Source organism: Hymenobacter setariae (assembly GCF_007713685.1).
Lineage (GTDB): Bacteria > Bacteroidota > Bacteroidia > Cytophagales > Hymenobacteraceae > Hymenobacter > Hymenobacter setariae.
The window spans coordinates 503,378-525,911 of record NZ_VMRJ01000004.1 but is presented as its reverse complement, the minus strand read 5'-3'; the positions used below and the strand labels follow the sequence as shown (position 1 = coordinate 525,911).

Genomic DNA, 22,534 nt, shown 5'->3' with positions numbered 1-22,534 from the left:
AAAAAGCCGGCCCTAGGCCCGGCTTTTTCGAGTTAGGATTTGAAAGAGTCTTTGATTTGGTCCACGATGCCCGAATGGGCCATTTGGTAGCCCTGCATCAGCATGTTACAAATAGCCAGCGGCGTACTTACCCCGTGGCCAATAATCGCGTTATCGTTGATACCCAAAATGGGCGAGCCCCCGATGGTTTCGTAGTTTACTTTCTCAAAAAACTCGTCGTTTAGGTTGCGCTGCACCATGATGTCGTACATCGACTCAGCCATTTTCAGCATCACGTTGCCCACAAAGCCATCGCACACGATGACGTCGGCTTTGTCATTGAACAAGTCGCGGCCCTCAATATTGCCAATGAAGTGCACATGGGGGTTCACCTTGAAGAGTTGGTGAGCTGCCTGGGTCACGGCCGAGCCCTTGCCCTCTTCCTCACCTAGGCTCATCAGGCCCACCTTGGGGCGGGCAATGCCGAGCACGTACTGGGCGTAGAGAGAGCCCAACTCACCAAACTGCTCGAGCATTTCGGGTTTGCAATCGGCGTTAGCGCCCGCATCTACCAAAATACCGTAGCCACCGGCCAGCTTGGGCACAAAGTTGGCAATGGCAGGGCGCAGTACGCCTGCCACCGGCCGCACCGTAAACATGGCGCCTACTAGCATAGCGCCAGTGTTGCCAGCCGAGCAGAAGGCATCTATTTCGCCACTGTGCAGCATGCGATAGCCTACAGCAATGCTGCTATCCTGCTTTTGCTGGAAAGCTTTGGCTGGATGCTCGCCCATTTCAATGACCTGGGTCGAAAAGACGAGCTCTAGCGCAGCCGCAGCGGGGCCATACTGTTGGAGAAGTGGCCGTACCTCGGCTTCGGTGCCGATGAGTACCACCTGGGCTTTGCCGGCTAGGCGCTGGGCAGCCAGCACGGCACCAGCCACGGCAGCCTGGGGGGCAAAGTCGCCGCCCATAGCGTCGAGGGCAATTTTCATGAACGCGGGAATAGGAAAGAATCAGCCAGAGAGCGCAACGTGCGAAACCAAACCGGGCCGGACTGCCAAGCTTAACTAGAGCAGTCCGGCCCGATGGTACCGCGAAATAACAACGCTTTCGGCTATTCTTCGTCCGAACCCGTGTCGCCAGCGGCGGCCGGAGCTGCTACCGAGGTGTAGTTTTTGATAGCCAGCTGGCCATTGTGGTACAAATCACCATCTACTACATAAGCCTTGTGACGCAGGTGCAACTCACCCGTGTTGGGGCAGATGGTCACGGCTTTGGGGGTCAGCTTGTGGTGGCTACGGCGTTTGTCGCGGGTAGCTGTGGAGGTCCGGCGCTTAGGATGTGCCATGGTCTTGGAAGAAAATTAAGAGTTAAGAATTAGGAATGATGAATTAGCACAGGGTCCTAATTCAGGTTTTTGAGAGCGGCCCAGCGGGGGTCGATAGGCTCGTCATCATCGGGCTTCTCGTCGGCGGGCCGGGTCGAGAAAATGAGCTTGGTTTCGGAATCGGGGTCGTCATCGGCTTCGTTTTGGAAGCGTGGATGCAGCTTTTTCATCGGCAAAGCCAAGCCGATATAATCGTAGAGGTGCTGCGCAATATTGAGCGTCAGCGTGTCGGGCGTCACTTGCAGCACATCGTCGTCAAGCTCCTTCGGCTCGTCGCCGTAGCGCACGAGCAGTTGGTTGTCGATGTCGAGCGGCTGGTCGTACTCATCGAGGCTCCGGTCGCAGGTGAGGCGTACCGTACCCGTGATGTGCGAGTCGATAGTGATGAGGCGCTCGGTTTTATGGAGCGTCACGTCAGCATGCAGATTGCCATCGGCAATAAACTCGCCTTTGGGGTCGAACTGCTCGAAAAAAGCACGCCCGAGCTCAAACGCAAAGTGGTGCGTTTTAAGCGAAAGCCTAGCAATAGGCAGGTCGAATTGGGGGTCGTTTTTCACAGTTAGCCGAATTAACGGGGGGCAAAGGTACGGGTTTTTGTTGGCTTTATCAAGCCTACCTAGGGCTATAGCTTCAGCCTCAGGCGGTTTTTAATCGAAAAGCAGCCCTAGCGTACCGAGCGTGGGTCGACAGCGCCGAACTGCCGGGCGCGCACTACATCGCAAGCCAAGTACACGGCCGCCCGGAAGGAGGAAGCATCGGCTGCAAACTTGCCCGCTAGGCCGTAGGCCGTACCATGGTCGGGCGAGGTGCGCACTACGGGCAGGCCTGCCGTGAAGTTAACACCACGCTCGAAAGCCATGAGCTTGAAGGGGATAAGCCCCTGGTCGTGATAGATAGAAAGGGTGGCATCGAACTGCCGAAACTGCCCGGTACCGAAGTAGCCATCGGCAGGGTAGGGGCCAAAAACAAGGTGGCCATCGTGCTCAAACTGCCGGATAACGGGCGCTATCACGTCGTTTTCTTCGCGTCCTAGGAGGCCATTTTCGCCCGCGTGGGGGTTGAGGCCGAGCACGGCCACCTTGGGTTTCTGAATACCAAAGTCGTGCTGCAATGACCGTAGCAGCAGGCGAATTTTGGTGCGCAGCAGGTCGCCCGTCAGGCGCGTCGACACGTCTTTGAGCGGCAGGTGGCCAGTGGCAGTGGCGATGCGTAGGTCCTTTTCCTCATCAACCAAAAACATGAGGCTGTCAGCGGCGCCAAAGTAGCTGGCCAGGAACTCGGTGTGGCCGGGATAGCGGAAGTCGTCGGACTGGGTGTTTTCCTTGCTGATGGGGGCCGTTACGATGGCATCGAGCAAGCCAGCTTTTAGGTCGCGGCTGGCGGCGAGGAGGCTTTCGCGGGCGGCCTGGCCGCTAGCGGGCGAGGGCTGGCCAGGGGTGAGGTGAAAATCCTCATCCCAGCACGTGACGGCGTTGAGGCGGCCGGGGGCAATGTCGGCCGCATTGCGTAGTTGCCGAAAAGTGAGCGGCTCGGCACCTTGCTCAACCGGAAATTCATCGAAAAGCGCGGTTGCCGTGCCGTACACCACTGGGGTGCACTGCTGGAGTAGGCGCTCGTCGCGCAGGGTTTTATAAATAACCTCGGGGCCGATGCCGGCGAGGTCGCCCACGGAAAAGCCGAGGCGAGGTAGTGTATTTTTTGCGGGAGGAAGGCTCATGGTCGGGAAGGCACCGGGGTAGCTGGCGCGGTGGGCCGCTAATTAGTGCTCAAAAGTAGCGCCGCTTGTGCGGGTAGCTTAGGGTAGTATACTTGGAGTAAGTAGTCAGGCGCTTACAACTCTTGGTAAAGCCAGGCTATCTGACGGGCCGTGAGCCAGTCGGGTACAGCGGCCAGAACCGCGTTGCGCAATGGAGCTAGCCAAGCCGGGGTAAACTGTGCCAGCTGTCCTAATTGCCGCGACTGTTGCACGATGCGGCGGGTACGAGGCCGACGCTGCTGGTCGAAGGCCTTGAACGCAGTGGGCAAGTCGGCTGCTGCATTGCTTATGCAGCGCGCCAGCACGGCCGCATCTTCAACAGCCATACCGGCGCCCTGCCCTAGGTTGGGCGTGGTGGCGTGCCCAGCATCGCCTAACAGCAGCACCCGGCCAAACGCCAGACTGGCTAGTGGGACGAGGTCGAAGAGGTCGCCCCAAAGCAAATTGGCATCGGTAGTAGCAGCCAGCACCTGCGGAATGGGCGCGTGGAAACCGGCAAAATGACGTTGTAAGTCGGCTACTCGGTAAGCCTGAAAAGTCGGGTTGTTCGGGACGGAGCTGTTGAGGCAAGCAAACCAGTAAACGCGATTATTAGCCACTGGTACTAGCCCAAAGCGTCCGGCACGGCCCCAGGTTTCGCTGGAGCCGGTAGTGGGCAGGTCGGCGATATCGGCCTGAACCACTGCGCGCCAGCAGGTGTAGCCAGCATAGCGTGGCTGGCTGGTTGGCAATAGTTGCCGGCGCACCCGCGAGCGAATGCCATCGGCTGCTATCAGCGCCTCAGCCGTAGCCTGCTCGCCGTTTTCAAAAAATGCCGTGACGTGGGTATCAGTCTGCTCGAAGCGCGCCAATCGACGCCCTAGGTGCATCACACTAGGCGGCAGCGCCCGCAGCAGCGCGTGCTGCAAATCGGCCCGCAGCACCCCTAGGTTATCGTAGCCCAGCCGCTCGGTGAAGGGCAACGTATTGGCCCGATTGAGTATCCGGCCGTGCTCGCTAAGCAGGCGCACGGTGGTGAGAGGCGTACCCACCGGCCGCACGGCCGCGTGCAGGCCTAGCTCGTCGAGTGCCCGCGTGGCATTGGCCCCCAGAACTACTCCGGCCCCGATTTCGCGGAGCTCAGCGGCGGCCTCGTACACGCGCACTTGGTGGCCTAGCCGCAGCAGCGCCTGCGCGGTAGCTAGGCCGCCAATGCCGGCCCCGATGACGAGGAAGTCAGCCATTAGAGAAGAGGGTAGAGGCGTGGACCTGTGCCTAGCCGGCGTTGCGAGCAGCGATATTGTTTTCAGCCGCCAACGAACGGGTATCGCGCAGCGTGTAGTGCAGTGCGATACCCGTTGTTACTTACGCCAATTGCTTGGTCAGGAATTCATATAATAAGCGCACGCCCATGCCAGTGCCGCCCTTGCCACGATACGAGTCGGGGGCGGTGAGGAAGGCAGGGCCGGCAATGTCGAGGTGCAGCCAAGGCGTGCCTTCGATGAAGCGTTCTAAGAACTTGGCGGCCGAAATGTGGCCGGCATCACCCTTGCCTAGGTTGGAGAGGTCGGCGATGTCCGACTTCATGTGGTCGGCGTAGTCGTCCCAGAGCGGAAACTCGACGAGGCGTTCGTGCACGCGGTGGGCGGCGGCTAGCAGCTGCGCAGTGGTGTCAGCCTCAGCAGTACCCATCACGGCGGCGGCCTCGGTGCCCACGGCCCGCACGGCGGCACCGGTAAGGGTAGCTAGGTCGATGACCAACTCGGGATTGTATTTCTTCGCAAAGCTCAGGGCGTCGGCCAAGAGCAGGCGACCTTCGGCGTCGGTGTTTTTGACTTCCACGGTGAGGCCCGAGAACATGGTGAGCACATCGCCGGGTACATAGGCGAGGCCGCCGGGGCGGTTGTCGGTGGCTGGTACCAAGCCGATGACGTGCAGCGGTACGTTGTTCTTAGCCAAGGCGTAAAGTGTGCCGCCCACGGCTGCGCCGCCGGCCATGTCGCACTTCATCATGTCCATGCTGTTGGGCGTAGGCTTGAGGCTGAGGCCACCGGTGTCGTACACTACACCTTTGCCCACCAGCACGTAGGGGCGCTCATTTTTAGCACCTTCGGGCTTCCACTCCAAGATGCTGAAGGTGGGCGGCTCAGGCGAACCTAGGTTAACGGCGAGTAGACCGCCCATGCGCAGGCTTTCGATTTTGGCGAGGTCGAGAATGTCGGTGGTGTAGCCAGCCGCGTCGCCGGCCTCGGCGAGGCGCTCGGCCAGCTGCTGGGCATTGAGCTTATTGAGCGGCGCATTGACGAGGTCGCGGGCAAAAACGACACCTTCGAGTAGGTTTTGCAGCTCCTTAACTTGAGCTTCAGTAGCGGCCTCCCCGACCAAGGTGATGGTAGTAAGGGGCGCGGCCTCGCGCGACTTCTCATCGGTCTTGTAGCCGGCAAACTGGTAGGCCGATAGAAATAAGCCCTCAGCCAGCGTGCGGGCAGCGTCGGTAGTTGAGGTCAGGTTTTGAATAAAAACCTCGGCGGTTTTTTCTTTTTTCAGCGCGGCGTACAGCTGGTGGCCGGCTTGGCGCAGGGCTTCTAAGGTGAGGTCGGCCGAGCGCTTTTCTTCGAGCACCACAAAGTAGTGCTGGTGCGAAAAGTGGTTGAGCACAACAAACTTCTGGCCGGCGGCCAGGGCGCCATCGACGTAGGCGCGGGCCTCGGCGGGCAGGTCGGTAGCAGCGGGCGCGGGCAGGGCCGTGGTACCTAGGGGAAGCACAAACACCTGGGTGGCCTGGGCCGGAGTGGTGGTGGCGTGGGCGAGCGTGAGCGACATAGAGCAACAAATAGAAACGTAACTTTGGCGTGAAGGTATTGTAAAACGGAGTGGCACTCCGTTTTGCGTCAGGTCTGCTCTCAGAAGAAGTGGCGTGCCACTTCGCTTTACACCCCCATGATTCTTCGGAAAACTCTCCGGCTACTGCTGCCGCTGCTCGGCTCATCGCTGCTGGCTTCGGCCCAATTAATGCAGCCGAAAGCGACTTTCACCCGCGCCGATTCGCTGCGCGGTGGGCAGCCCGCCGCCCGCACCTGCTACGATATCAACTACTACCACCTCGATGTGAAGCTCGATGTGGCCCGCAAGTATATCAGTGGCTCTAATCTGTTCCGCTTCACGGCTACCCAAGATTTTACGCGGCTGCAATTCGACCTATTTGCCAACTTAGAGGTAGGCAAGGTGCTGTACCACGGGCGAGAAGTACCTTATAAGCGCGAGGCCAACGCCGTATTCGTGACCTTTCCCCAGCCTATTAAAAAAGGCACTCGCGACGAGTTTACGGTCGAATACTCGGGCTTCCCGACTATCGCCAAAAAAGCACCCTGGGATGGTGGTGTGGTGTTCGCGCAGGATGCGCAGGGCCAACCATGGGTAGCCACGGCCTGCCAGGGCGTGGGCGCCAGCATCTGGTGGCCTACCAAAGACCAACAAGCTGATGAGGTGGACAGCATGCTCATCAGCGTGGCCGTGCCGCAGGGGCTAAAAGACGTGTCAAATGGCCGCTTGCGTGGCACCAAGAAGCTAGCAGGTGGCTACACTCGCTACGACTGGGCCGTGCGCAACCCCATCAACAACTACGACGTGGCCCTGAACGTGGCTAATTATAGCCACTTTTCCGACACGTATCAGGGCGAGAAAGGGCCGCTTTCGCTTGACTACTGGGTGCTGCCCGAAAGCCTAGAGAAGGCTAAAAAGCAGTTTGCCGCCAACGTGAAGCCTATGCTCAAGAGCATGGAAGCGTGGTTTGGGCCATATCCGTTTTACCAAGATGGTTACAAGCTGGTAGAAACGCCGCACCTTGGAATGGAACACCAGAGCGCTGTGGCTTATGGCAATAAATACCAAAATGGCTACCTAGGGCGCGACCGCTCGAACACCGGCTGGGGCGACAAGTTCGACTTCATCATCATCCACGAAAGCGGTCACGAGTGGTTTGGTAACAACATCACCACTAAGGATATCGCCGATATGTGGGTGCACGAAAGCTTCACCTGCTACTCCGAAGGTCTGTTTGTGGAGACGCAGTACGGCAAGCAGGCGGGGCAGGAATACCTGCACGGCCAGCGCCGCAACATCCAAAACGACGGCCCCATCATCGGCCCCTACGGCGTGAACAAAGAGGGCTCTGGCGACATGTATGATAAGGGCGCCAGTCTGCTCAACATGGTGCGCACTACCATCAACGACGATACCAAGTGGCGCAATATTCTGCGTGGCCTCAGCAAGACTTTCTACCACCAGACCGTGACTGGCCAGCAGGTTATCGACTACATCAATAAGGAATCGGGCCGTGATTTCAGCCGGGTCTTTGCCCAATACCTTCAGCACGGCGAACTGCCGGTGCTTGAAATGCGAATGGAGAAAAACCAGCTCCTAGGGCGTTGGGTGGCCTCGGTGCCAAACTTCGACCTGCCCGTGCGGGTGCGCACCAAGGGCGGCGAGTACCGCTTCGTGACGCCGACCACCAAGTGGGCTGCGCTCGACCTGCCGGGCGCCACTAAAGACAATGTGGAGGTCGACACGTTTAACTACTACGTAGGCGTGCTAATAGACTAATTAGCTAGCCTCACGGTTGTCATGCTGACGAAGGAAGCATCTTGTCAGAATGCATGGTACCGCCCTTTCCTGATGAGATGCTTCCTTCGTCAGCATGCCAACTGCTTTTAACTGATACTCTTGCCGTGGCCCAACCTGCCGTTCGCCCCAAAAAACACCTAGGTCAGCACTTTTTGGCCGACCCTAACATTGCCCGCCGCATTGTGGAGAGCCTGCGCCTGCCCGATGGGGTGCGCGAGGTACTCGAAATCGGTCCTGGCATGGGCGTGCTCACGCAGTACCTGCTCGAAAATCCGGCTTACCAGACCAGCGTGGTCGAGATTGACCAAGAGTCGGTAGCCTACCTAGGGCAGCACTACCCGGCGCTGGCCCCGCGCATCTATGCCACCGACTTTCTGCGGCAGGACCTAGGGACGATGTTTCCGGGGCAGCCGCTGGCTATTATCGGCAACTTTCCCTATAACATCAGCAGCCAGATATTCTTCCAGGTGCTCGCCAATCGGCAGCAGGTGCGCGAGGTGGTGGGCATGATTCAGAAGGAAGTGGCCGAACGCCTGGCCGAGCCGCCTGGCTCTAAAACCTACGGCATTTTGAGCGTGCTTTTGCAGGCGTACTACGACATCGAGTACTTGTTTACGGTGCCGCCGCACGTGTTCATCCCGCCGCCCAAGGTCGAGTCGGCCGTGGTGCGCCTCACCCGCAATGCCACCGAAAAGCTGGACTGCGACGAGAAGCTGTTCTTCCGGGTCGTGAAACAAGCCTTCTCAACCCGCCGCAAGACCCTGCGCAATGCCCTGAAGCCCTTAGGTCTATCTAGTGAGGCTATGAGTGGGGAGCTATTCGACAAGCGCGCCGAGCAGCTGGGGGTAGGGGAGTTTGTGGAATTGACAAATCTGGTTTCAGGCCAGTTAGCCTAGCGCAACAGTGGCACACAAGTCATTATCTTATTGGGTAGGAGCGATAGTAGCCTTATGTTTAGGCTGGTACGTCGTATCAAATGAGTTCTTTGATGGGGATGACATCCGTTCATTAGGTGGTGGCTATTACACGGCTAATTATGACGAGGGTACCGCGTTGCATTGGCACAAAGACCCAGAGAAATTTGCTGACGAGCCTTTGTTAGACAAGGTTTATGATACCCAGCGCAATGACAGCTACGTAGTAGCACGGGCGGGCATCAATTTTTACTTTGCTTTTCCGCTACGAGCCTCGTCACTGGCAGAGGTGCAACAAAACAGGCTCGGGCCGTTTTCTAGGTCTGAGTTAGATAGAAAGATGGTGCAACTGACCGGCGATTCGGCGCTGCGCCCAGTAGGAAGATTTTAACATGAACCTCTGCCTGATAATAGACGAAATGCACCCCTCGCTTTTGCCGATGCTCCGCAGCATCGGCGTCGAGGGTGACTATCAACCTAAGTTAGCTGCCGCCGACGTGCCCGCCGCCCTGGCGGCCAAGCCCTACCTAGGGCTAATGGTGCGCAGCAAAATGCGTATCACGGCTGCGCTGCTGGCCCACGGCCCGCAGCTGCGCTACGTGGCCCGCGCCGGCGCCGGCGTCGATAACATCGACGAGGACGCCCTGGCCGCCGCGGGCGTGACGCTCGTGAATGCCCCCGAGGGCAACCGCGACGCGGTGGGCGAGTTTGCGGTGGGCCAATTGCTGGCGCTGCTGCGCCACACCGTGACGGCCGACGCCGAAGTGCGCCGCGCCGAGTGGCACCGCGAAGCCAACCGCGGCGAAGAGCTAGGTACCAAAACCGTGGGCCTGCTCGGCTACGGGCACATGGGCCGGGCGTTTGCCAAGCGCCTGCGCGGCTTCGGCTGCACGGTGCTGGCCCACGACCACGACCCGGCCGTGACCACCGACGGCAACGCCGAACTGGTGCCGCTGGCCGAGCTGCAAGCGCGGGCCGAGGTGCTGAGCATCCACATTCCGTACTTCGAGGCCAACCACCAGTTTGTGAATGAGGCGTTTCTGGCGGCCTTCCCGCACCACATCTGGCTGCTGAATACCGCCCGTGGCGAGGTGCTCGACCAAGCCGCCCTGGTGGCCCGCCTGCAAAGCGGCCAGGTGCGCGGCGCGGCCCTCGACGTGCTCGACAACGAAAAGCTCGCCACCCTCACGCCCGCTCAGCAGGCCAGCTTCGACTACTTGCGCACCGCCCCAAATGTGGTGCTGTCGCCCCACGTCGGCGGCTGGACGCACCAGAGCTATCAGCGTATTAATGAAGTGCTAGTAGAGAAAATTCGGGTGCTACTGGGTGAGTAAGTACTAGTGCCGCCATCCTAGCCATCTCGGGTTTAAGCACGGCCTTGCTGCTTGCTTCCCTAGGTATGCGCTGGCAGGGCCGGAGTACCAAGGCCCAACTTTTTGCCGTATCTTTGCCTTACCTATGGGGGAGAACGGCTGGCCAGGTGCCAGCCGTTCTCTTTCTTTTTTATCAGACCCACCCGCTACGCGAAAACAGTCCTGACCACTTATGGCTACTATTAATTATTACACCGCCGAGGGCCTGCAAAAGCTGAAAGACGAACTTCAGGACCTCAAAGTGCGGGGCCGCGCCAAGGCCGCCGAAGACCTGCGCGAAGCCCGCGATAAGGGCGACTTGAGCGAGAACGCCGAGTACGACGCTGCTAAAGACGCCCAAGGCTTGCTCGAACTAAAAATATCGAAGCTCGAAGAAGTGGTCGGCAACGCCCGCATCTTGGACGAGACGAATATGGACTTCAGCAAAGTGCTCATTCAGAGCAAGGTGAAACTGAAGAACCTCAAAAACAACATGGTGCTCGACTACCTGCTGGTAGCTGAGGAAGAAGCCAACTTGGCCGCTGGTAAAATCTCCATTAAGTCGCCTATCGGCAAAGGATTGCTGGGCAAATCGGCCGGCGACGTAGCCGAAATCACGGTGCCCGCTGGCAAGCTCCAATTTGAGATTTTGGAGGTAGGTCGGTAATTTTTGGGCTGTTAGCTTCTGGCTGCTAGCTGTTAGCTTTTCATGTATAGAAAGGCCGCTGAGCGAATCAGCGGCCTTTTGTCGTTATTAGCGTCACCATTCACCGGCTGGAAGCTAGCAGCTAACGGCCAGTAGCTAATAGCCAATCAAAATGCCTTCTATTTTCTCTCGCATCGTTTCGGGCGAGCTGCCCGCCCATAAGGTGGCCGAAGACGCTGACCACCTCGCGTTTCTTGACATTACGCCGCTGGTCGAAGGCCACACGCTTGTTATCCCCAAGAAGGAAGTCGACTACATTTTTGACATGACGCCCCAGGCGCTGGCGGCGCTGCATGTCTTTGCCCAGCGCGTGGCCAAGGGCGTGCAGGCGGCCGTACCGTGCCGGCGCATTGGCGTGGCGGTGATTGGGCTAGAAGTGCCCCACGCACATATCCATCTCATCCCGATGAACAAGGTGGGGGATATGAATTTTGCCAACCCCAAAATAACCGTGCCTGCCGAGCGCATGCAGGAGCTAGCTGCCGCCATTGCGGCCCAGGTGCCAGGGGGCAGTGGCCTGCCCGCGCCCGCTGCTGCATCGGCCGCTAGAACTACCGCCGCGCCCGCTGCTGACCCCAATGATGCGACGCTAACTCAGTTGCAAAAACTAACTGAAGGCTTGGTATTCAGCAGCGAAGCAGAGGCCCCGCTTGAAGCCGTGAGCTATGCCGCGCCCACCGGTGACCTTTCCGATGCTCAGTTGCTACAGGCCCTAGGGGAGCCTGCTGGAGCCAACGTAGAGAAAGTGGAGCTCACCCAGTTTTTGCGCAACCAAACTGCGGATAGCGGCAAGTCGGGCGATGTAAGTATTGCCAACCGCTACAAAGCCTTGCAGCTTTATATGAAGCAAGAATTGGACGGCGCGCAGGTGTACCGCATCGGCGAGGGAACCCAGGTGCACGCCTACGCGCTGGGCCGCGATGTAGCAGGGCGGTTAGCTGGGTTCAAAACCGTGCTGACAGAGACCTAGGTGGTGTGCCTAACTGGCTTACTAACTTGATACCCTTTTATGAAAATTTGGATTAATTTACTAGGTGCGAGTATGCTGGCGTTCCCGGCTGCCGCCCAAACCCTCACGCTGCCCAAGCCCGTGGCCGAGCAACTGCAGACCGTGCGCCCCGCTGACCTAGAAGCCCACGTGCGGTACCTGGCCGACGACCGTCTGCGCGGCCGCCTGCCCGGCACGCCCGGCTACCAGATGGCCGTAGACTACGTGGCCGCACAGTTTAAGAAAAACGGCGTGGCCCCGGCCGGCGACCAAGGCGGCTACACCCAGAAAGTGCGCCTGCGCCGCGCCTTTGTAGAGCCGGGTGCTACGCTGAGCTACCAGCCTGCTGCGGGGGCCACCCAGCCGCTGGCCTACGGCCCGGCCATTACGGTGTACCCTAACCCTGGCCAGCCCGCGGTGGATGTGGCCAATGCCCCACTGGTGTTCGCGGGCTACGGCATCTCGGCGCCCGAGCTAAAATACGACGACTATGCTGGCCTCGATGCTAAGGGCAAGGTGGTAGTAGTCACGCGCCAGCCGCCTAAGCAGTTTGCTGATAATGAGCGCCAATACTTCGCTGACGTGCGCACGGTGCTTGAAACAGCCGCTCGCCACGGCGCGGTGGGTGTGCTGATGGCCAGTGCCCACGCCGAGGCCAAGCTACCCGAGTTTCCGAAAGGTGTAGTGAGCGCCCTAGGTCCCGATGGGCAAGTGGTAGTGTCGCGCAGCTACGCAGCGGGCTCGGTGCAACTGGTGGGGTCTATTAGCCCGGCTACGCTGCAACAGCTTTTTGCGGGCGCCACTACTGATACCACGCGGGCCTTAGGTACCTTACGCGGTGGCAAAGCGGCCCCGGTGGCTTTGACGGGCCGGCTGAGTGCCCACTACCGCAGCCGCTACCAGGACATAGACAGCTACAATGTGGTGGGTAAGCTCACGGGTTCCGACCCCATCCTCAAAAACGAGTACGTGGTGCACAGCGCCCACCTCGACCACCTAGGCGTGGGCACGGCCATCAACGGCGACTCGATATACAATGGCGCGCACGACAATGCCACGGGCGTAGCCAGCGTGCTCGAAATCAGCAAGCTCTATGCTGGCCTCAAGTCTAAGCCTCGCCGCTCGGTGCTGTTCGTGCTGATGACGGGTGAGGAAATGGGACTAATCGGCTCGGCCTATTTTGCCAAGCTGCCGACGGTGCCGCAGCGGGCGCTGGTGGCCGATGTCAACACCGACATGCCCACGCTCATTGCGCCTCTGCTTGCGGTGGTGCCCCTAGGTGCCGACCACTCGTCGCTGCTTACGGAAGTGACGCGGGCGGCCAATTACTTAAATCTCAGCATCGAGCCTGACCCCGAGCCGACTCAAAACCGCTTCATTCGCAGCGACCAGTACAGCTTCGTAGTGCAGGGTATTCCGGCGTTGCACATCAAGTACGGCAACAAAACGGCCGACGGCCAGAATAATCTTAGCGAGACTGTGCAGAAGTGGCGCGCCCTAACCTACCATAAGCCGCAAGACAATTTTGAGGGCGGCACTTTTGACTGGGCGGCCGGCGCCAAGTATGCGCAGCTCAACTTTCTCATTGGCTACCAAGTGGCCCAGGCCGTGAAGCGCCCCACCTGGAATAAGGGCGACTTCTTTGGCGTGCGGTTTGGCAAGTAGATGCAACTAGTAGGCTACCTGTGAGAATCTGTCAGTAAATAAGCTGCTTCCCAGCCATGAAAAAATACCTAGTGCTACTAGCGCTGTCAATGGCCGGCTGCCGGCAAAACGACGACATTGCCCCGGACGCAGCAAAGGCCGATGACGAATTTGAAATCGAAACGATGGGCCGCAACCAGGACTGCGGCATTGCCCAGGTGTACGTGAAAGACGCGGCCCGAATAACCCAGCTGCTAGGCCCTGCGGCCTATGCGCCGGTATACACGGCTTTGAAGCTAGACACCGCGCTGTGGGTAAGTAAAAACCATACGCTGTATGTGCGGGTGCGGAAGCCTGGGCCGGGCGAAGCGGTCTTGTGCACGGCGATGGGGCCGGGCTATCAAATGTTCGTCGTAACCAGCGCCCGACTTAAGCCGGTAGCCGGCCAGTAGCACCTACCTAGGTGCAACGTGCACCAGCAGCCATAGTCTATGAAAAGCCAGTGCCTTATGCGCTGGCTTTTTGTTTTCTCTAATGGCCCGTACCCTCTTTTTGGCACTGCTACTTCTGCAAACTGTTTCGGCTTGGGCCAGCAAACCGCTGGCTGACTGGATAGCTACCCCCGACTCGGTGGGCCTCCACTACCAAAACCTAACGCTGACGACGCCTGACCACGTGTAGCTGGCCGCCTGGCTGGTAGCGCCGGTAGCTGGCGTGCCCGACCAGCACACCACGATGGTAGTGGCCAGCAACGACTGGGGCAATATGTCCTACAGCCTCTACCAAGCGCGAGTGCTGGCCACTGCTGGCTACCGCGTGCTGCTGTTCGACTACCGCGGCTTTGGGCACAGCGCGGCGTTCGCCATCAACCCAAACCAGCTCTACTACCCCGAGTTTGCCACCGACCTAGGTACCGCCCTAGCCGAGGCGCGGCGGCAAAGCCCGCGGCAGCGCGTGGGCATCATCGGCTTTTCGATGGGGACTATCCTGGGGGCTAAAGTGGCGGCTACTACGCGCTGCGATTTTCTAATAACTGATAGCTACCTAGCCGACCCGCAGGCGTTAGTGGCTTACTACCAGCGGGTGCGCCCGGAGCGCCCCCTCACCCTCCCCGCCGATGCGGCTACCTACACTAGCGTGGCCCCTAGGGTCAGCTGCCCCTGGCTCTTTATTGCAGGCACCGAGGACAAGGCCGCTTCACCAACCGACTCGCTGACCACTGCCCATGCGGCGCGCAAGGGGCAGCGGCGTGAGGTATTGGTTGTGCCCTGCGGCCACCTAGGCGATATGGAAAAGCTGACGGAAAAGTAGTTTGGCGACGGCTACGTGCAAGCCGTGAGCCGCTTTTTAGCTGGAAAATCAGTCGCGGCCAAGGGGTAGGGGATGGGGCCACCTAGGCCTAGGCAGAGGCACAGTGTGTAGCAATGCTGTGTGCTAGTGCCACTGCTTTTTTAGAGAAGCTAAACGTTCTAACTGTCTTGTATGAAAGGTAATAACTACTCATTGCCTGGGTGATGATAGGATTGCTGACCTCTCTAAGAAATAGGAGTGAAAAAGTCATACCTTGGCTGAATAAACTTCATCATTAGCAAGCAATTGTATGAGAAAGCTGAAGCAGAATAAGCTGGGTATGCTGGCTAGCGATAAAAGTGGATGGCTTTTTCTACTTTGGGTGGTGCTGCTTGGTGGCTGCCAGCCAACGCAGCAGCAACAGCAGCCACCGAGGGAATACAACTACTCTATCGCAGCTGATATAGAAGGATGTGAAGACTGCAAAGCAAAGCTGTGGCTAAAGGAATACACAGTCTCCAGAAAGACAGATAGTATCCAAAGCAAGGATGGTCATTTTTCTATGCAAGGAAAAATTATCCAGCCTGGACTTTATACTTTTTCGTATTTCAGCAAAGCTGACAAAGCATTGTATGGGTTTGTCGATGTCTATCTACCTACCGATTCTATTCATATAAAAGCAACCAAAAAGCAGATTAGAACCAAATTCTACGGGAAGTCCGATGTAGGTTCTTATTTAAGGAATACGGTCGTCTTCTCCACTTCGCCGCTGCAAAAGGAGTGGGAGCAATACTTGGTACTGCGTGACAGCCTCTGGCATCAGTTCTTTCTAGACAAGGCGCTGACCGGAGCCAAGTTTTTGCAGGCGATGGGCACGGGCAACAAAGCCCTGATACAACAAACGGCCGACTCTGCCCGCGAACTCAAGTACCGCTTCTCTGGCTACTTGGCCTCGGCAACTGAACTATTCGTCAAGCAGCATCCTACTTCGGAGGTGTCGCTTCAAGCGATGCTGGACAACCGTGATTACCGGCCTGCAGAGGAGCGCTTCCGCCAATACTACCGGGCTATGCCGGCTCCGTTGCAAGCGAGTTTCTACGGTCATATTCTGGACAAAGCGCTGGCAAAAAACGAAACCCGCAATCAAAACAACCAGCGTTTTGTGGGCTATCATATTCGGCAGCTGGCCGGCAAGACGCCCGCGGGCAAGGAGCTGAATGCCGAGCAGCTCTTCAAACGCAATAAGCTAACGCTAGTAGAGTTTTGGGCTAGCTGGTGCGGTCCCTGCCGCCTAGAGATGCCCAAGTATTACGGCCTCTACAAACAATATAATAGCAAGGGCTTCGGCATGCTGGGTATCTCGTTAGACGACGACCGTAAGAAGTGGACCCAAGCGATTGCCGAGGACAGCCTCCGCATCCCGCACCTTTCGGAGCTGCAAGGTGGTAACGGCGACGATATCAGGCGGTTTACTATCAAGGGTATGCCAGCTAACCTGCTGGTAGATAGCACCGGTAGTGTTGTAGCCGTCGATGTGCCGTACCCCAAGCTGTATAAGCAACTGCAACAATCCTTATAAGAGTTGGCTTCGCTGAGGGAGCATGTATGCGGTAGAAGGGCAAGCTAGCTGTATAGATTAAAATCACCAAGCCTCAGCGCACCCGGCCGCCATCTACTACTTTTTGCAACTGCGTCTGAGTGGTAAGGGGCAATGCGCTCAGAATATCCAAGCCCGAAGCTGCTTCAATCTTATCTACCGAAGTCAGGTATTGCTGCCAGTCGGGGTTGATAGTGGTGTTATCGTTAGGCGTGTCGATGGCGACTATGCGGGCTTGGCCAGCCGCAATGCGCTGGAGGTCATTGCTGCCTTCGGGCAAGAAAACAATGACTTTCCAGATGCGGGCGGGCACAGTCACGCGGCCCTGGTCAATAGTGCTGGCGGGGCCGTTTTTGCCCACGCCGCCACGGCCGTAACTGCCCATCAGCACGTAAGCTTCCTGGCCTTTTACTACCTGGGCGCGGGTGTATTCCTCTAGGTTGCCCCAGGTCTGCTGGTTGTTCTGCGGCGCCTGGGGCACCATGTTGCTCATCAAGAACGTAGCCGAGTTGTCGTCGAGCGAGGCGGTGCGGTCGCCGCTAGGGCAGTTGTGTCCCTTGTCGAAGCCCGAGCCCGAGTAGCTCTGCGGCGACACCGAGTAGAACTGTCGGGGGAGGGCCGGGTCGGCGCGGAAGTCATCTTGTCGGGGTGCCGCTTTGGTAAGGTCGGTACGGCCCACGTGCCAACTTGTCCAAACTGGAATACCCCGCTGAGCATTGTAGCCAGTGGCGTACTGTGGGTGAATGAGCAGGTAGTTGGTCGTATTCGTTAGGTCCGAGGTGGCACCGCTGGGGTTACCTAGGAGTAGGTTGTCGTTGTCGGGGCGGGTGCCAGTGGTAGGCGGTAGCTGCGGCTTGGGAGTAGGCGTGGGTACCGTTGGCGTCGGGCGGGTAGGCGGCGACACGACTACCCCGCCCCCCGTGGTTTCAAGGCGAATGTCGTCGAGGTTGAGCCGGTTCTTATCGGTGCCGATTTTGCGGATTTCTAGGCGAATGGCCTCGTTGGCGGTGCCCGCAAACACGGCCGGGCGCAGGGTGGGGCCGCTGGCGGTTTGGGGCTGGCCATTGCGCTGCCAGGTGCGGCCGTGGTCGCGGCTCACCCACAGCTCCCAGGTGCTGGGGCCGTCATTGCCATACGCTGCTGCCTGGATGCTAATGCGCCGCACCCCGGCCGGCGCATCAAACTGCATCGTGAGCCGGCCACCCGAGCGCAAGCGGGCGGCGTGCTCGCCGTCTTTGTGGTCTTCGGCCGCGCTGCCAATGAGGGCTTCGGTGAAAAGCCACTTGCCAGTGGCAAGGGTCTCGGGGGCAGTAGCGTAGGCACCCTTAGTACCGGCTTCGAAGGTTTCGAACAGCGCTGCCGCCTGGGTAGGAGAGGCAGCTGCGGTCGTGGTTTCGGTAGAAGGAGCCGAGCAGGCAAATAGAAGCGTAGCGGCGAGAAGAGCGGCGGAAAATTGCATAGCGCGAAAGTAGCCTGAACCTTGGAGTCCGAGCGTGCCGCGAGCACGCCGCATTGGTCTGCCATTTCCAGCATACCTAGGCGGCAACTACGCGCTACACGCACGCTCGGACTACAACGCCTGAGCTACTGCTTATTAATAGAGCTTGAAAAGCGGCTTTACATTGGCCAGCGTTTCGCCGAAGCGCTCGGAGGCGCGGGCCTGCTGGTAAGTTTCGGCAGCGGCTTTGGCGCGGGCCGTTTCATCAGCGATTACCTTGCTGGCACGGTCGGCCTTGATTAGCCCATCTTGCTGGCCCTGCGCAATGGCCGCCCGAATGGCGGCACTATACTGGCTCGTGATAACGGGTAGGCGGTCAGTGAGGCTCTGAAGCTGCGCCGCCAACTGCACTACTTGCTCGGCCGAGTTGTTGGCGGGCGTCAGGTACGAGTCGGGGTCGAGAATGTCAAGCTGATTTTGGGCCCGCGCAAACGCTTGGTCGAGAGCCGTAAAGCGGGCAGGCAAGTTGGCGGCCACGTAGTTGCTCATGCGGCTGATGTTGGCCACGTCGAGCGAGTTGGTGGCGGGCTGGCCCATTGGTGCTGCCGTGTAGTAGGCCGAAATATCTTCTTGATACGCTGCCAGCTGCACGTAGGGCCGGTAAAGCTGGCTAAGCTGGTGCTGAAGCACGCTCAACTCGTTGTCGAGGGTCAGCAGTGAGGCTTGATTGTCGGCGCGGGCCGCATCGAGGGCGCTGAAGAAATTGAGCGTCGGCTTGAGACCATTCTCGATAGTTTGGACCTGGGCGGCCGAAAAACCATCACTGGTAAGGCTGCTGGCCCGCACGCCGCTTAGCAGTTCGCTCACGGCATTCAGCATCGGGCCCACCGTCGGAATGGTTTTTACCAACGAGTTGCTGGTGAGGTGTGTGGCAAGGTCAACCAGGCGATTGCCCCGGTTCTTATCCACCACTTTAGTAGTGATGAGCGACTTGGTATAATCGACTAGCGAAATGCCCAGCGGGTTGCTTTCGGTGGGCGAGCTGAGGGCGGCCTGCTCGTTGGCATTGCGCAGGGCCTGGGTGAGGGCGCGCAGTTGCGAGAGGCGGCTGTGGCTCACTTGCAGCAGGTCGGCAGTGGCCTTCACGTTGCCCTTCGCTAGCGAGAAGCGGGTGGTTTGGCTGAGCTTTTGACCCGTGAGAAAGTTGTTGAACTTGCCGCCTAGCTCGGTGTACACGCGCTGCTGCTGGCGGTACGACTGCCGCAGGCTATCGACGCGCCGCGTGAGCAATAGCACCGTGGCCTGGGCCTGGGCGAGGGCCTGGGTTTGGGCATCCTCAGGAGAGGAGTGGGCTACCTGCATAGGTGCGGCCGCGGGCGAGGCCCCATCGGTAGGCAGCGCGGTAGAAGTAGTAGCCTGGGCAAATGCGCAAATAGGCAATAGCGCCAAGCCGAGGCCTAGCAGATAGGGGCGAGATACAGCAACAATCATAGGATAGAAGAAAGACCAATTAGGAGATGTCAGTTAATACGTTACGAACAAGCCAAACCGGCCCCCAAAGATGCAAAGACCGGGCCGAGTATCGCGCAAGGCGCCGCTTAAGTGCGCCCTAGGGGCGTTCGTAACGTACTGAATGGCGCCACGCGTTTCGCTGGCCGCAACCTCTCGGTGGTTAGTCGTTCCTTTGAATACGTATTCGCTTTCCTATTCCTGCATGAAACTTCGCTACTTGCCTTTGTTGGGTCTAGCCTTTTCGGCCTGCACCAGCAACTCAACCAAAACTACCAACCCGGCCGCCTCAGCTACCGACGCGCGCTTCGACCGTTTTAAAGACCAGTTCATCCTCGACTTTTGGCGGCAGAACCCTGACTACGCCTCATCGCAGGGCTTTCACAAATACGACTCGCTGCTAGCAATACCCGACGCAGCGCAGCGGCGTAGCGATGCGGCTTTCGTCTCCAAGAACCTAGGGGCACTGGCTGGCTTCCCCATCGACAGCCTGTCGCCCACCAACCAAATAGACTGGCGCCTGCTCAACAATGAGCTGCGAAGCCAGCGCTGGTACACTGACACGCTACGCAGCTGGCAGTGGAACCCCGCCAACTACAACCTAGGCGCCAGCGTGGGCGACCTGCTCAATGGCCGCCACTACCCGCTGGCGCGCCGCCTACGCAATATCTCCGACAAAATAGCGCAGGCCCCCGCCTACTACGCCGCGGCTAAGGCCAACATCACTGGGCCCACCCGCGAGCATGCTGAGTTGGCGGTGCAGCAAAACGAGGGTGGCCTAGCCGTATTTGGCCCCGCGCTGGCCGACTCGGTACGCAAATCAGACTTGAGCGACGCCGAAAAGCAGCTGCTGACCCAACGCATAGCAGGGGCGCAAAAGGCGGTGCAAGGCTACATCGACTTCCTAAAAGCAGACGTGTTGACGGGCAAGGATTTTCGCTCGTTTCGCATCGGTAAGGCGTTGTTTGACCGCAAGTTTGCGCTGGATATTCAATCGCGCTACTCGGCCGAGGAAGTATTTCAGTTGGCTCAGCAGCGCAAGGCATACTTGCTGCGCGACATGGGCCGGCGGGCGGCGCGACTCTTCCCTAGGTACTGCGCTGGCCAGCCGGTGCCCAAAGACACCTTGCAGCTCATTCGCCAAGTCATTGATAAATTGACCTTGAAACACGCTCCAAGCGATGGATTCGTGGATGCAGTGAAGCGCCAAATCCCGACGCTGACTAAGTTCGTGAACGACCACAAGTTGCTGACGCAGGACCCCAGCAAGCCATTGGTGGTGCGCGAAACGCCGCTTTACATGCGCGGCAGCGGCGCTGGCGCTAGCGTGAGCGCCCCCGGCCCCTACGACGTGAAGGCGAACACCTACTACAACGTGGAGCCCCTACCACCGACCTGGACGGCGCAGCAGGCCGAGAGCTATCTGCGCGAGTACAACGACTATACCTTGCAGATTCTCAACATCCACGAGGCCATTCCGGGACACTACACCCAGCTGGTATACGCCAATCGCTCGCCTTCGCGTGTGAAGAGCATCTTCGGCAACGGCGCCATGATAGAGGGCTGGGCCGTGTATGCCGAGCAAATGATGCTGGAGGCCGGCTATGGCAATAACAGCGACGAAATGTGGCTGCTGTGGGACAAGTGGAATATGCGCTCGACCCTCAATGCAGTGGTGGACAACCTCATCCAAACCAAAAGCGCTAGTGAGAAAGACGTAGTAGCTCTGCTCACGAGTGCAGGCTTCCAGGAGGAAGCCGAAGCGCGCAACAAGTGGCACCGCGCTACCTTGAGCCAAGTGCAGCTCAGCTCGTACTTCACGGGCTATACCGAAATTGTTGCCCTGCGCAACGAGGTGAAGCAGCGCGATGGTGAGCGGTTCAGCGTCAAAAACTTCAACGAGCAGTTCTTGAGCTTTGGCAGCGCCCCGGTCAAATACATCCGTGACCTGATGCTGCGGCGCTAGAGTGGTACTTTTGTAGCAACTATTCTGGACTATTGCCGGTTGTAGCCACCCCGCCCTTTTTTCATTTTCCCTCAATGACCGAAGAAGCCCGCCAGCACGTGGTAGATGCCGACGATGAAAGCCTCCGCCATCTCATTCACGAGCACATGAAGGTGTTTGCCAAGTTCACCTCCGAAGATTGCGCTGCCTGCGAAGCCCTAGCTCCGCCATTTGCCAAGTTTGTGGATGCACCCGAAAACGTAAGTATTCTCTTCGTGCGCCTGAACTCAGACCAAAACCCAGTGGCCAAAAAGATGATGCAGGAAAAAATAGCGCCGTTCTTTGTGAGCTACTGCCAGGGCCGTTTGCTCGAGTGCGATGCCCTCACGGAGGAATCCCAGGTGGTGGCCCAGCTCGACCGCTTGCGGACGTTTGCGCCGGTGAAATAGCAGGTTATTAAGTAGAAAACGTTTGTCATGCTGCGCTTGCCGAAACATCTTGGCAGCGGGTCTGCAAGTACGGCGCCAGCCTGCTGCAACCGGCCAAGATGCTTTGTGAGCGTGGCATGACAATTTTTATGGCCATCTGGCTGCGTCTGTCCTTGTTTTTTATTCTTTCCAAAACCCTAGACTTTGTGCTGCTGCCGGCCGTGTGGCTGGTGGCGCTGCTCCTAGGTGCCCTAGTGGCCCAGCCCTGGGGCCAAGCCCAGCGTCGCTGGCTACGGGCTGCCGGGCTGTTGGTGCTGCTCGGCACCAATAATGCGCTAGTAAACGAGGCGCTGCTGGCCTGGGAAAAGCCGCCGGTGGCACTGCGCGCCGTGGCACCGGCCGATGCGGTGGTAGTGCTCACGGGCGTTACGGCCATTAGTAAGTCGCCGCACGACCGGGTGTACTTGCAGCACGGGGCCGACCGGGTTATCGACGCGCTGTGGCTTTACCGCTCGGGGCGGGCGCGCCGCATTATCATCTCGGGCGGCTCGGGCGCTGTCCTGAGCGTGGCGAATACCGAAGCCAAGGACCTCGCCACGGTGCTGCGCCTGGCTGCCGTGCCCAAGGAGGACATTTTGCTGGAAGAGCGTAGCCGCAATACCCGCGAGAACGCGAAGTTCACCAAAGAACTGCTGTCTAAGCACCCTGCTATTAAGTCGCTGGTGCTCGTTACGTCGGGCTTTCACCAGCGGCGAGCGCTGGCCTGCTTTGCCAAAGTGGGGCTGTACCCGCAGTCCTTTCCGGCTGACTTTTACACCACTGACCGCAGCTGGACGCCCGACTACTGGCTGGTGCCGGATATCGGGGCCCTAGGCCGCTGGAGCCTGCTGCTGCACGAAATGGCCGGCTATGCGGTTTATAAAGTAGCTGGTTACTGCTAGCTTTTTTTAGTTGTTAGCTAGTGGCTGCTGGTAGCTTTCTCTTTTTGCGAAGGAC

At 58.8% G+C, this 22,534-nt stretch carries 22 protein-coding genes; 14 read left to right on the top strand and 8 right to left on the bottom strand.

Annotated elements, in window-relative coordinates; all coding sequences use genetic code 11:
- Positions 1-32 precede the first annotated feature (32 nt).
- From FNT36_RS17175 to FNT36_RS17150, 6 genes are all read right to left on the bottom strand, one after another.
- Positions 33-974: a phosphate acyltransferase gene (locus FNT36_RS17175; RefSeq protein ID WP_144850197.1), complete on the bottom strand. Its 942-nt coding sequence runs from the start codon at positions 972-974 to the stop codon at positions 33-35.
- Between the two features lie 122 nt (positions 975-1,096).
- On the bottom strand, positions 1,097-1,330 hold the full coding sequence (rpmF, locus tag FNT36_RS17170; RefSeq protein ID WP_144850195.1) for a 50S ribosomal protein L32: 234 nt from the start codon (positions 1,328-1,330) through the stop codon (positions 1,097-1,099).
- Positions 1,331-1,386: 56 nt separating this feature from the next.
- A complete protein-coding gene (locus tag FNT36_RS17165) occupies positions 1,387-1,926 on the bottom strand; it encodes a YceD family protein (RefSeq protein WP_144850193.1) in 540 nt (179 codons plus the stop codon).
- A 107-nt stretch (positions 1,927-2,033) separates the two neighbouring features.
- Positions 2,034-3,086 carry a 4-hydroxythreonine-4-phosphate dehydrogenase PdxA gene (pdxA, locus tag FNT36_RS17160; RefSeq protein ID WP_144850191.1) on the bottom strand — a complete coding sequence of 351 codons (1,053 nt, stop codon included), beginning with the start codon at positions 3,084-3,086 and terminating at the stop codon, positions 2,034-2,036.
- A 113-nt stretch (positions 3,087-3,199) separates the two neighbouring features.
- Positions 3,200-4,348: an FAD-dependent monooxygenase gene (locus tag FNT36_RS17155; RefSeq protein ID WP_144850189.1), complete on the bottom strand. Its 1,149-nt coding sequence runs from the start codon at positions 4,346-4,348 to the stop codon at positions 3,200-3,202.
- 121 nt (positions 4,349-4,469) lie between these two features.
- Positions 4,470-5,927 carry a leucyl aminopeptidase family protein gene (locus FNT36_RS17150; protein WP_144850187.1) on the bottom strand — a complete coding sequence of 486 codons (1,458 nt, stop codon included), beginning with the start codon at positions 5,925-5,927 and terminating at the stop codon, positions 4,470-4,472.
- 117 nt (positions 5,928-6,044) lie between these two features.
- On the opposite strand from FNT36_RS17150, the gene FNT36_RS17145 reads away from it, so the two are divergent.
- The 11 genes from FNT36_RS17145 (at position 6,045) to FNT36_RS17100 (ending at position 16,200) form a co-directional block, all read left to right on the top strand.
- Complete coding sequence (locus FNT36_RS17145; RefSeq protein WP_144850185.1) at positions 6,045-7,706, top strand: M1 family metallopeptidase; 1,662 nt, start codon at positions 6,045-6,047, stop codon at positions 7,704-7,706.
- Between the two features lie 125 nt (positions 7,707-7,831).
- Positions 7,832-8,623, top strand: a complete 792-nt coding sequence (rsmA, locus tag FNT36_RS17140) for a 16S rRNA (adenine(1518)-N(6)/adenine(1519)-N(6))-dimethyltransferase RsmA (protein WP_233636009.1) — start codon at positions 7,832-7,834, stop codon at positions 8,621-8,623.
- Positions 8,624-8,630: 7 nt separating this feature from the next.
- The gene (locus tag FNT36_RS17135; RefSeq protein WP_144850181.1) at positions 8,631-9,032 is read left to right on the top strand and encodes a hypothetical protein; all 402 of its coding nucleotides are present in this window, start codon (positions 8,631-8,633) and stop codon (positions 9,030-9,032) included.
- A 1-nt stretch (position 9,033) separates the two neighbouring features.
- Positions 9,034-9,975, top strand: a complete 942-nt coding sequence (locus tag FNT36_RS17130; RefSeq protein ID WP_144850179.1) for an NAD(P)-dependent oxidoreductase — start codon at positions 9,034-9,036, stop codon at positions 9,973-9,975.
- 211 nt (positions 9,976-10,186) lie between these two features.
- Positions 10,187-10,660, top strand: coding sequence for a transcription elongation factor GreA (greA, locus tag FNT36_RS17125; protein ID WP_144850177.1), 474 nt, complete (start codon positions 10,187-10,189; stop codon positions 10,658-10,660).
- 151 nt (positions 10,661-10,811) lie between these two features.
- Positions 10,812-11,669, top strand: a complete 858-nt coding sequence (locus FNT36_RS25940; RefSeq protein WP_144850174.1) for a nuclease A inhibitor family protein — start codon at positions 10,812-10,814, stop codon at positions 11,667-11,669.
- Between the two features lie 39 nt (positions 11,670-11,708).
- Positions 11,709-13,352 carry a M28 family peptidase gene (locus tag FNT36_RS17115; protein WP_144850172.1) on the top strand — a complete coding sequence of 548 codons (1,644 nt, stop codon included), beginning with the start codon at positions 11,709-11,711 and terminating at the stop codon, positions 13,350-13,352.
- Positions 13,353-13,408: 56 nt separating this feature from the next.
- Positions 13,409-13,783, top strand: coding sequence for a hypothetical protein (locus tag FNT36_RS17110; protein WP_144850170.1), 375 nt, complete (start codon positions 13,409-13,411; stop codon positions 13,781-13,783).
- 82 nt (positions 13,784-13,865) lie between these two features.
- Positions 13,866-14,012, top strand: a complete 147-nt coding sequence (locus tag FNT36_RS25585; protein WP_233636007.1) for a hypothetical protein — start codon at positions 13,866-13,868, stop codon at positions 14,010-14,012.
- Between the two features lie 33 nt (positions 14,013-14,045).
- On the top strand, positions 14,046-14,642 hold the full coding sequence (locus tag FNT36_RS17105; protein WP_144850168.1) for an alpha/beta hydrolase: 597 nt from the start codon (positions 14,046-14,048) through the stop codon (positions 14,640-14,642).
- Positions 14,643-14,931: 289 nt separating this feature from the next.
- Positions 14,932-16,200, top strand: a complete 1,269-nt coding sequence (locus FNT36_RS17100; RefSeq protein WP_144850166.1) for a TlpA disulfide reductase family protein — start codon at positions 14,932-14,934, stop codon at positions 16,198-16,200.
- Positions 16,201-16,273: 73 nt separating this feature from the next.
- Here the strand turns inward: FNT36_RS17100 and FNT36_RS17095 are convergent, their stop codons facing one another.
- Entirely contained in the window at positions 16,274-17,677 is a 1,404-nt protein-coding gene (locus FNT36_RS17095; protein ID WP_144850164.1) for a DNA/RNA non-specific endonuclease, read from the bottom strand.
- Between the two features lie 135 nt (positions 17,678-17,812).
- Positions 17,813-19,147: a hypothetical protein gene (locus FNT36_RS17090; protein ID WP_144850162.1), complete on the bottom strand. Its 1,335-nt coding sequence runs from the start codon at positions 19,145-19,147 to the stop codon at positions 17,813-17,815.
- 223 nt (positions 19,148-19,370) lie between these two features.
- Between FNT36_RS17090 and FNT36_RS17085 the strand changes: the two genes are divergently transcribed.
- From FNT36_RS17085 to FNT36_RS17075, 3 genes are all read left to right on the top strand, one after another.
- Positions 19,371-21,131 carry a DUF885 domain-containing protein gene (locus FNT36_RS17085; protein ID WP_144850160.1) on the top strand — a complete coding sequence of 587 codons (1,761 nt, stop codon included), beginning with the start codon at positions 19,371-19,373 and terminating at the stop codon, positions 21,129-21,131.
- A gap of 74 nt (positions 21,132-21,205) precedes the next feature.
- On the top strand, positions 21,206-21,559 hold the full coding sequence (locus FNT36_RS17080) for a thioredoxin family protein (protein ID WP_144850158.1): 354 nt from the start codon (positions 21,206-21,208) through the stop codon (positions 21,557-21,559).
- Between the two features lie 116 nt (positions 21,560-21,675).
- Positions 21,676-22,479 carry a YdcF family protein gene (locus tag FNT36_RS17075; protein ID WP_233636006.1) on the top strand — a complete coding sequence of 268 codons (804 nt, stop codon included), beginning with the start codon at positions 21,676-21,678 and terminating at the stop codon, positions 22,477-22,479.
- Positions 22,480-22,534 lie beyond the last annotated feature (55 nt).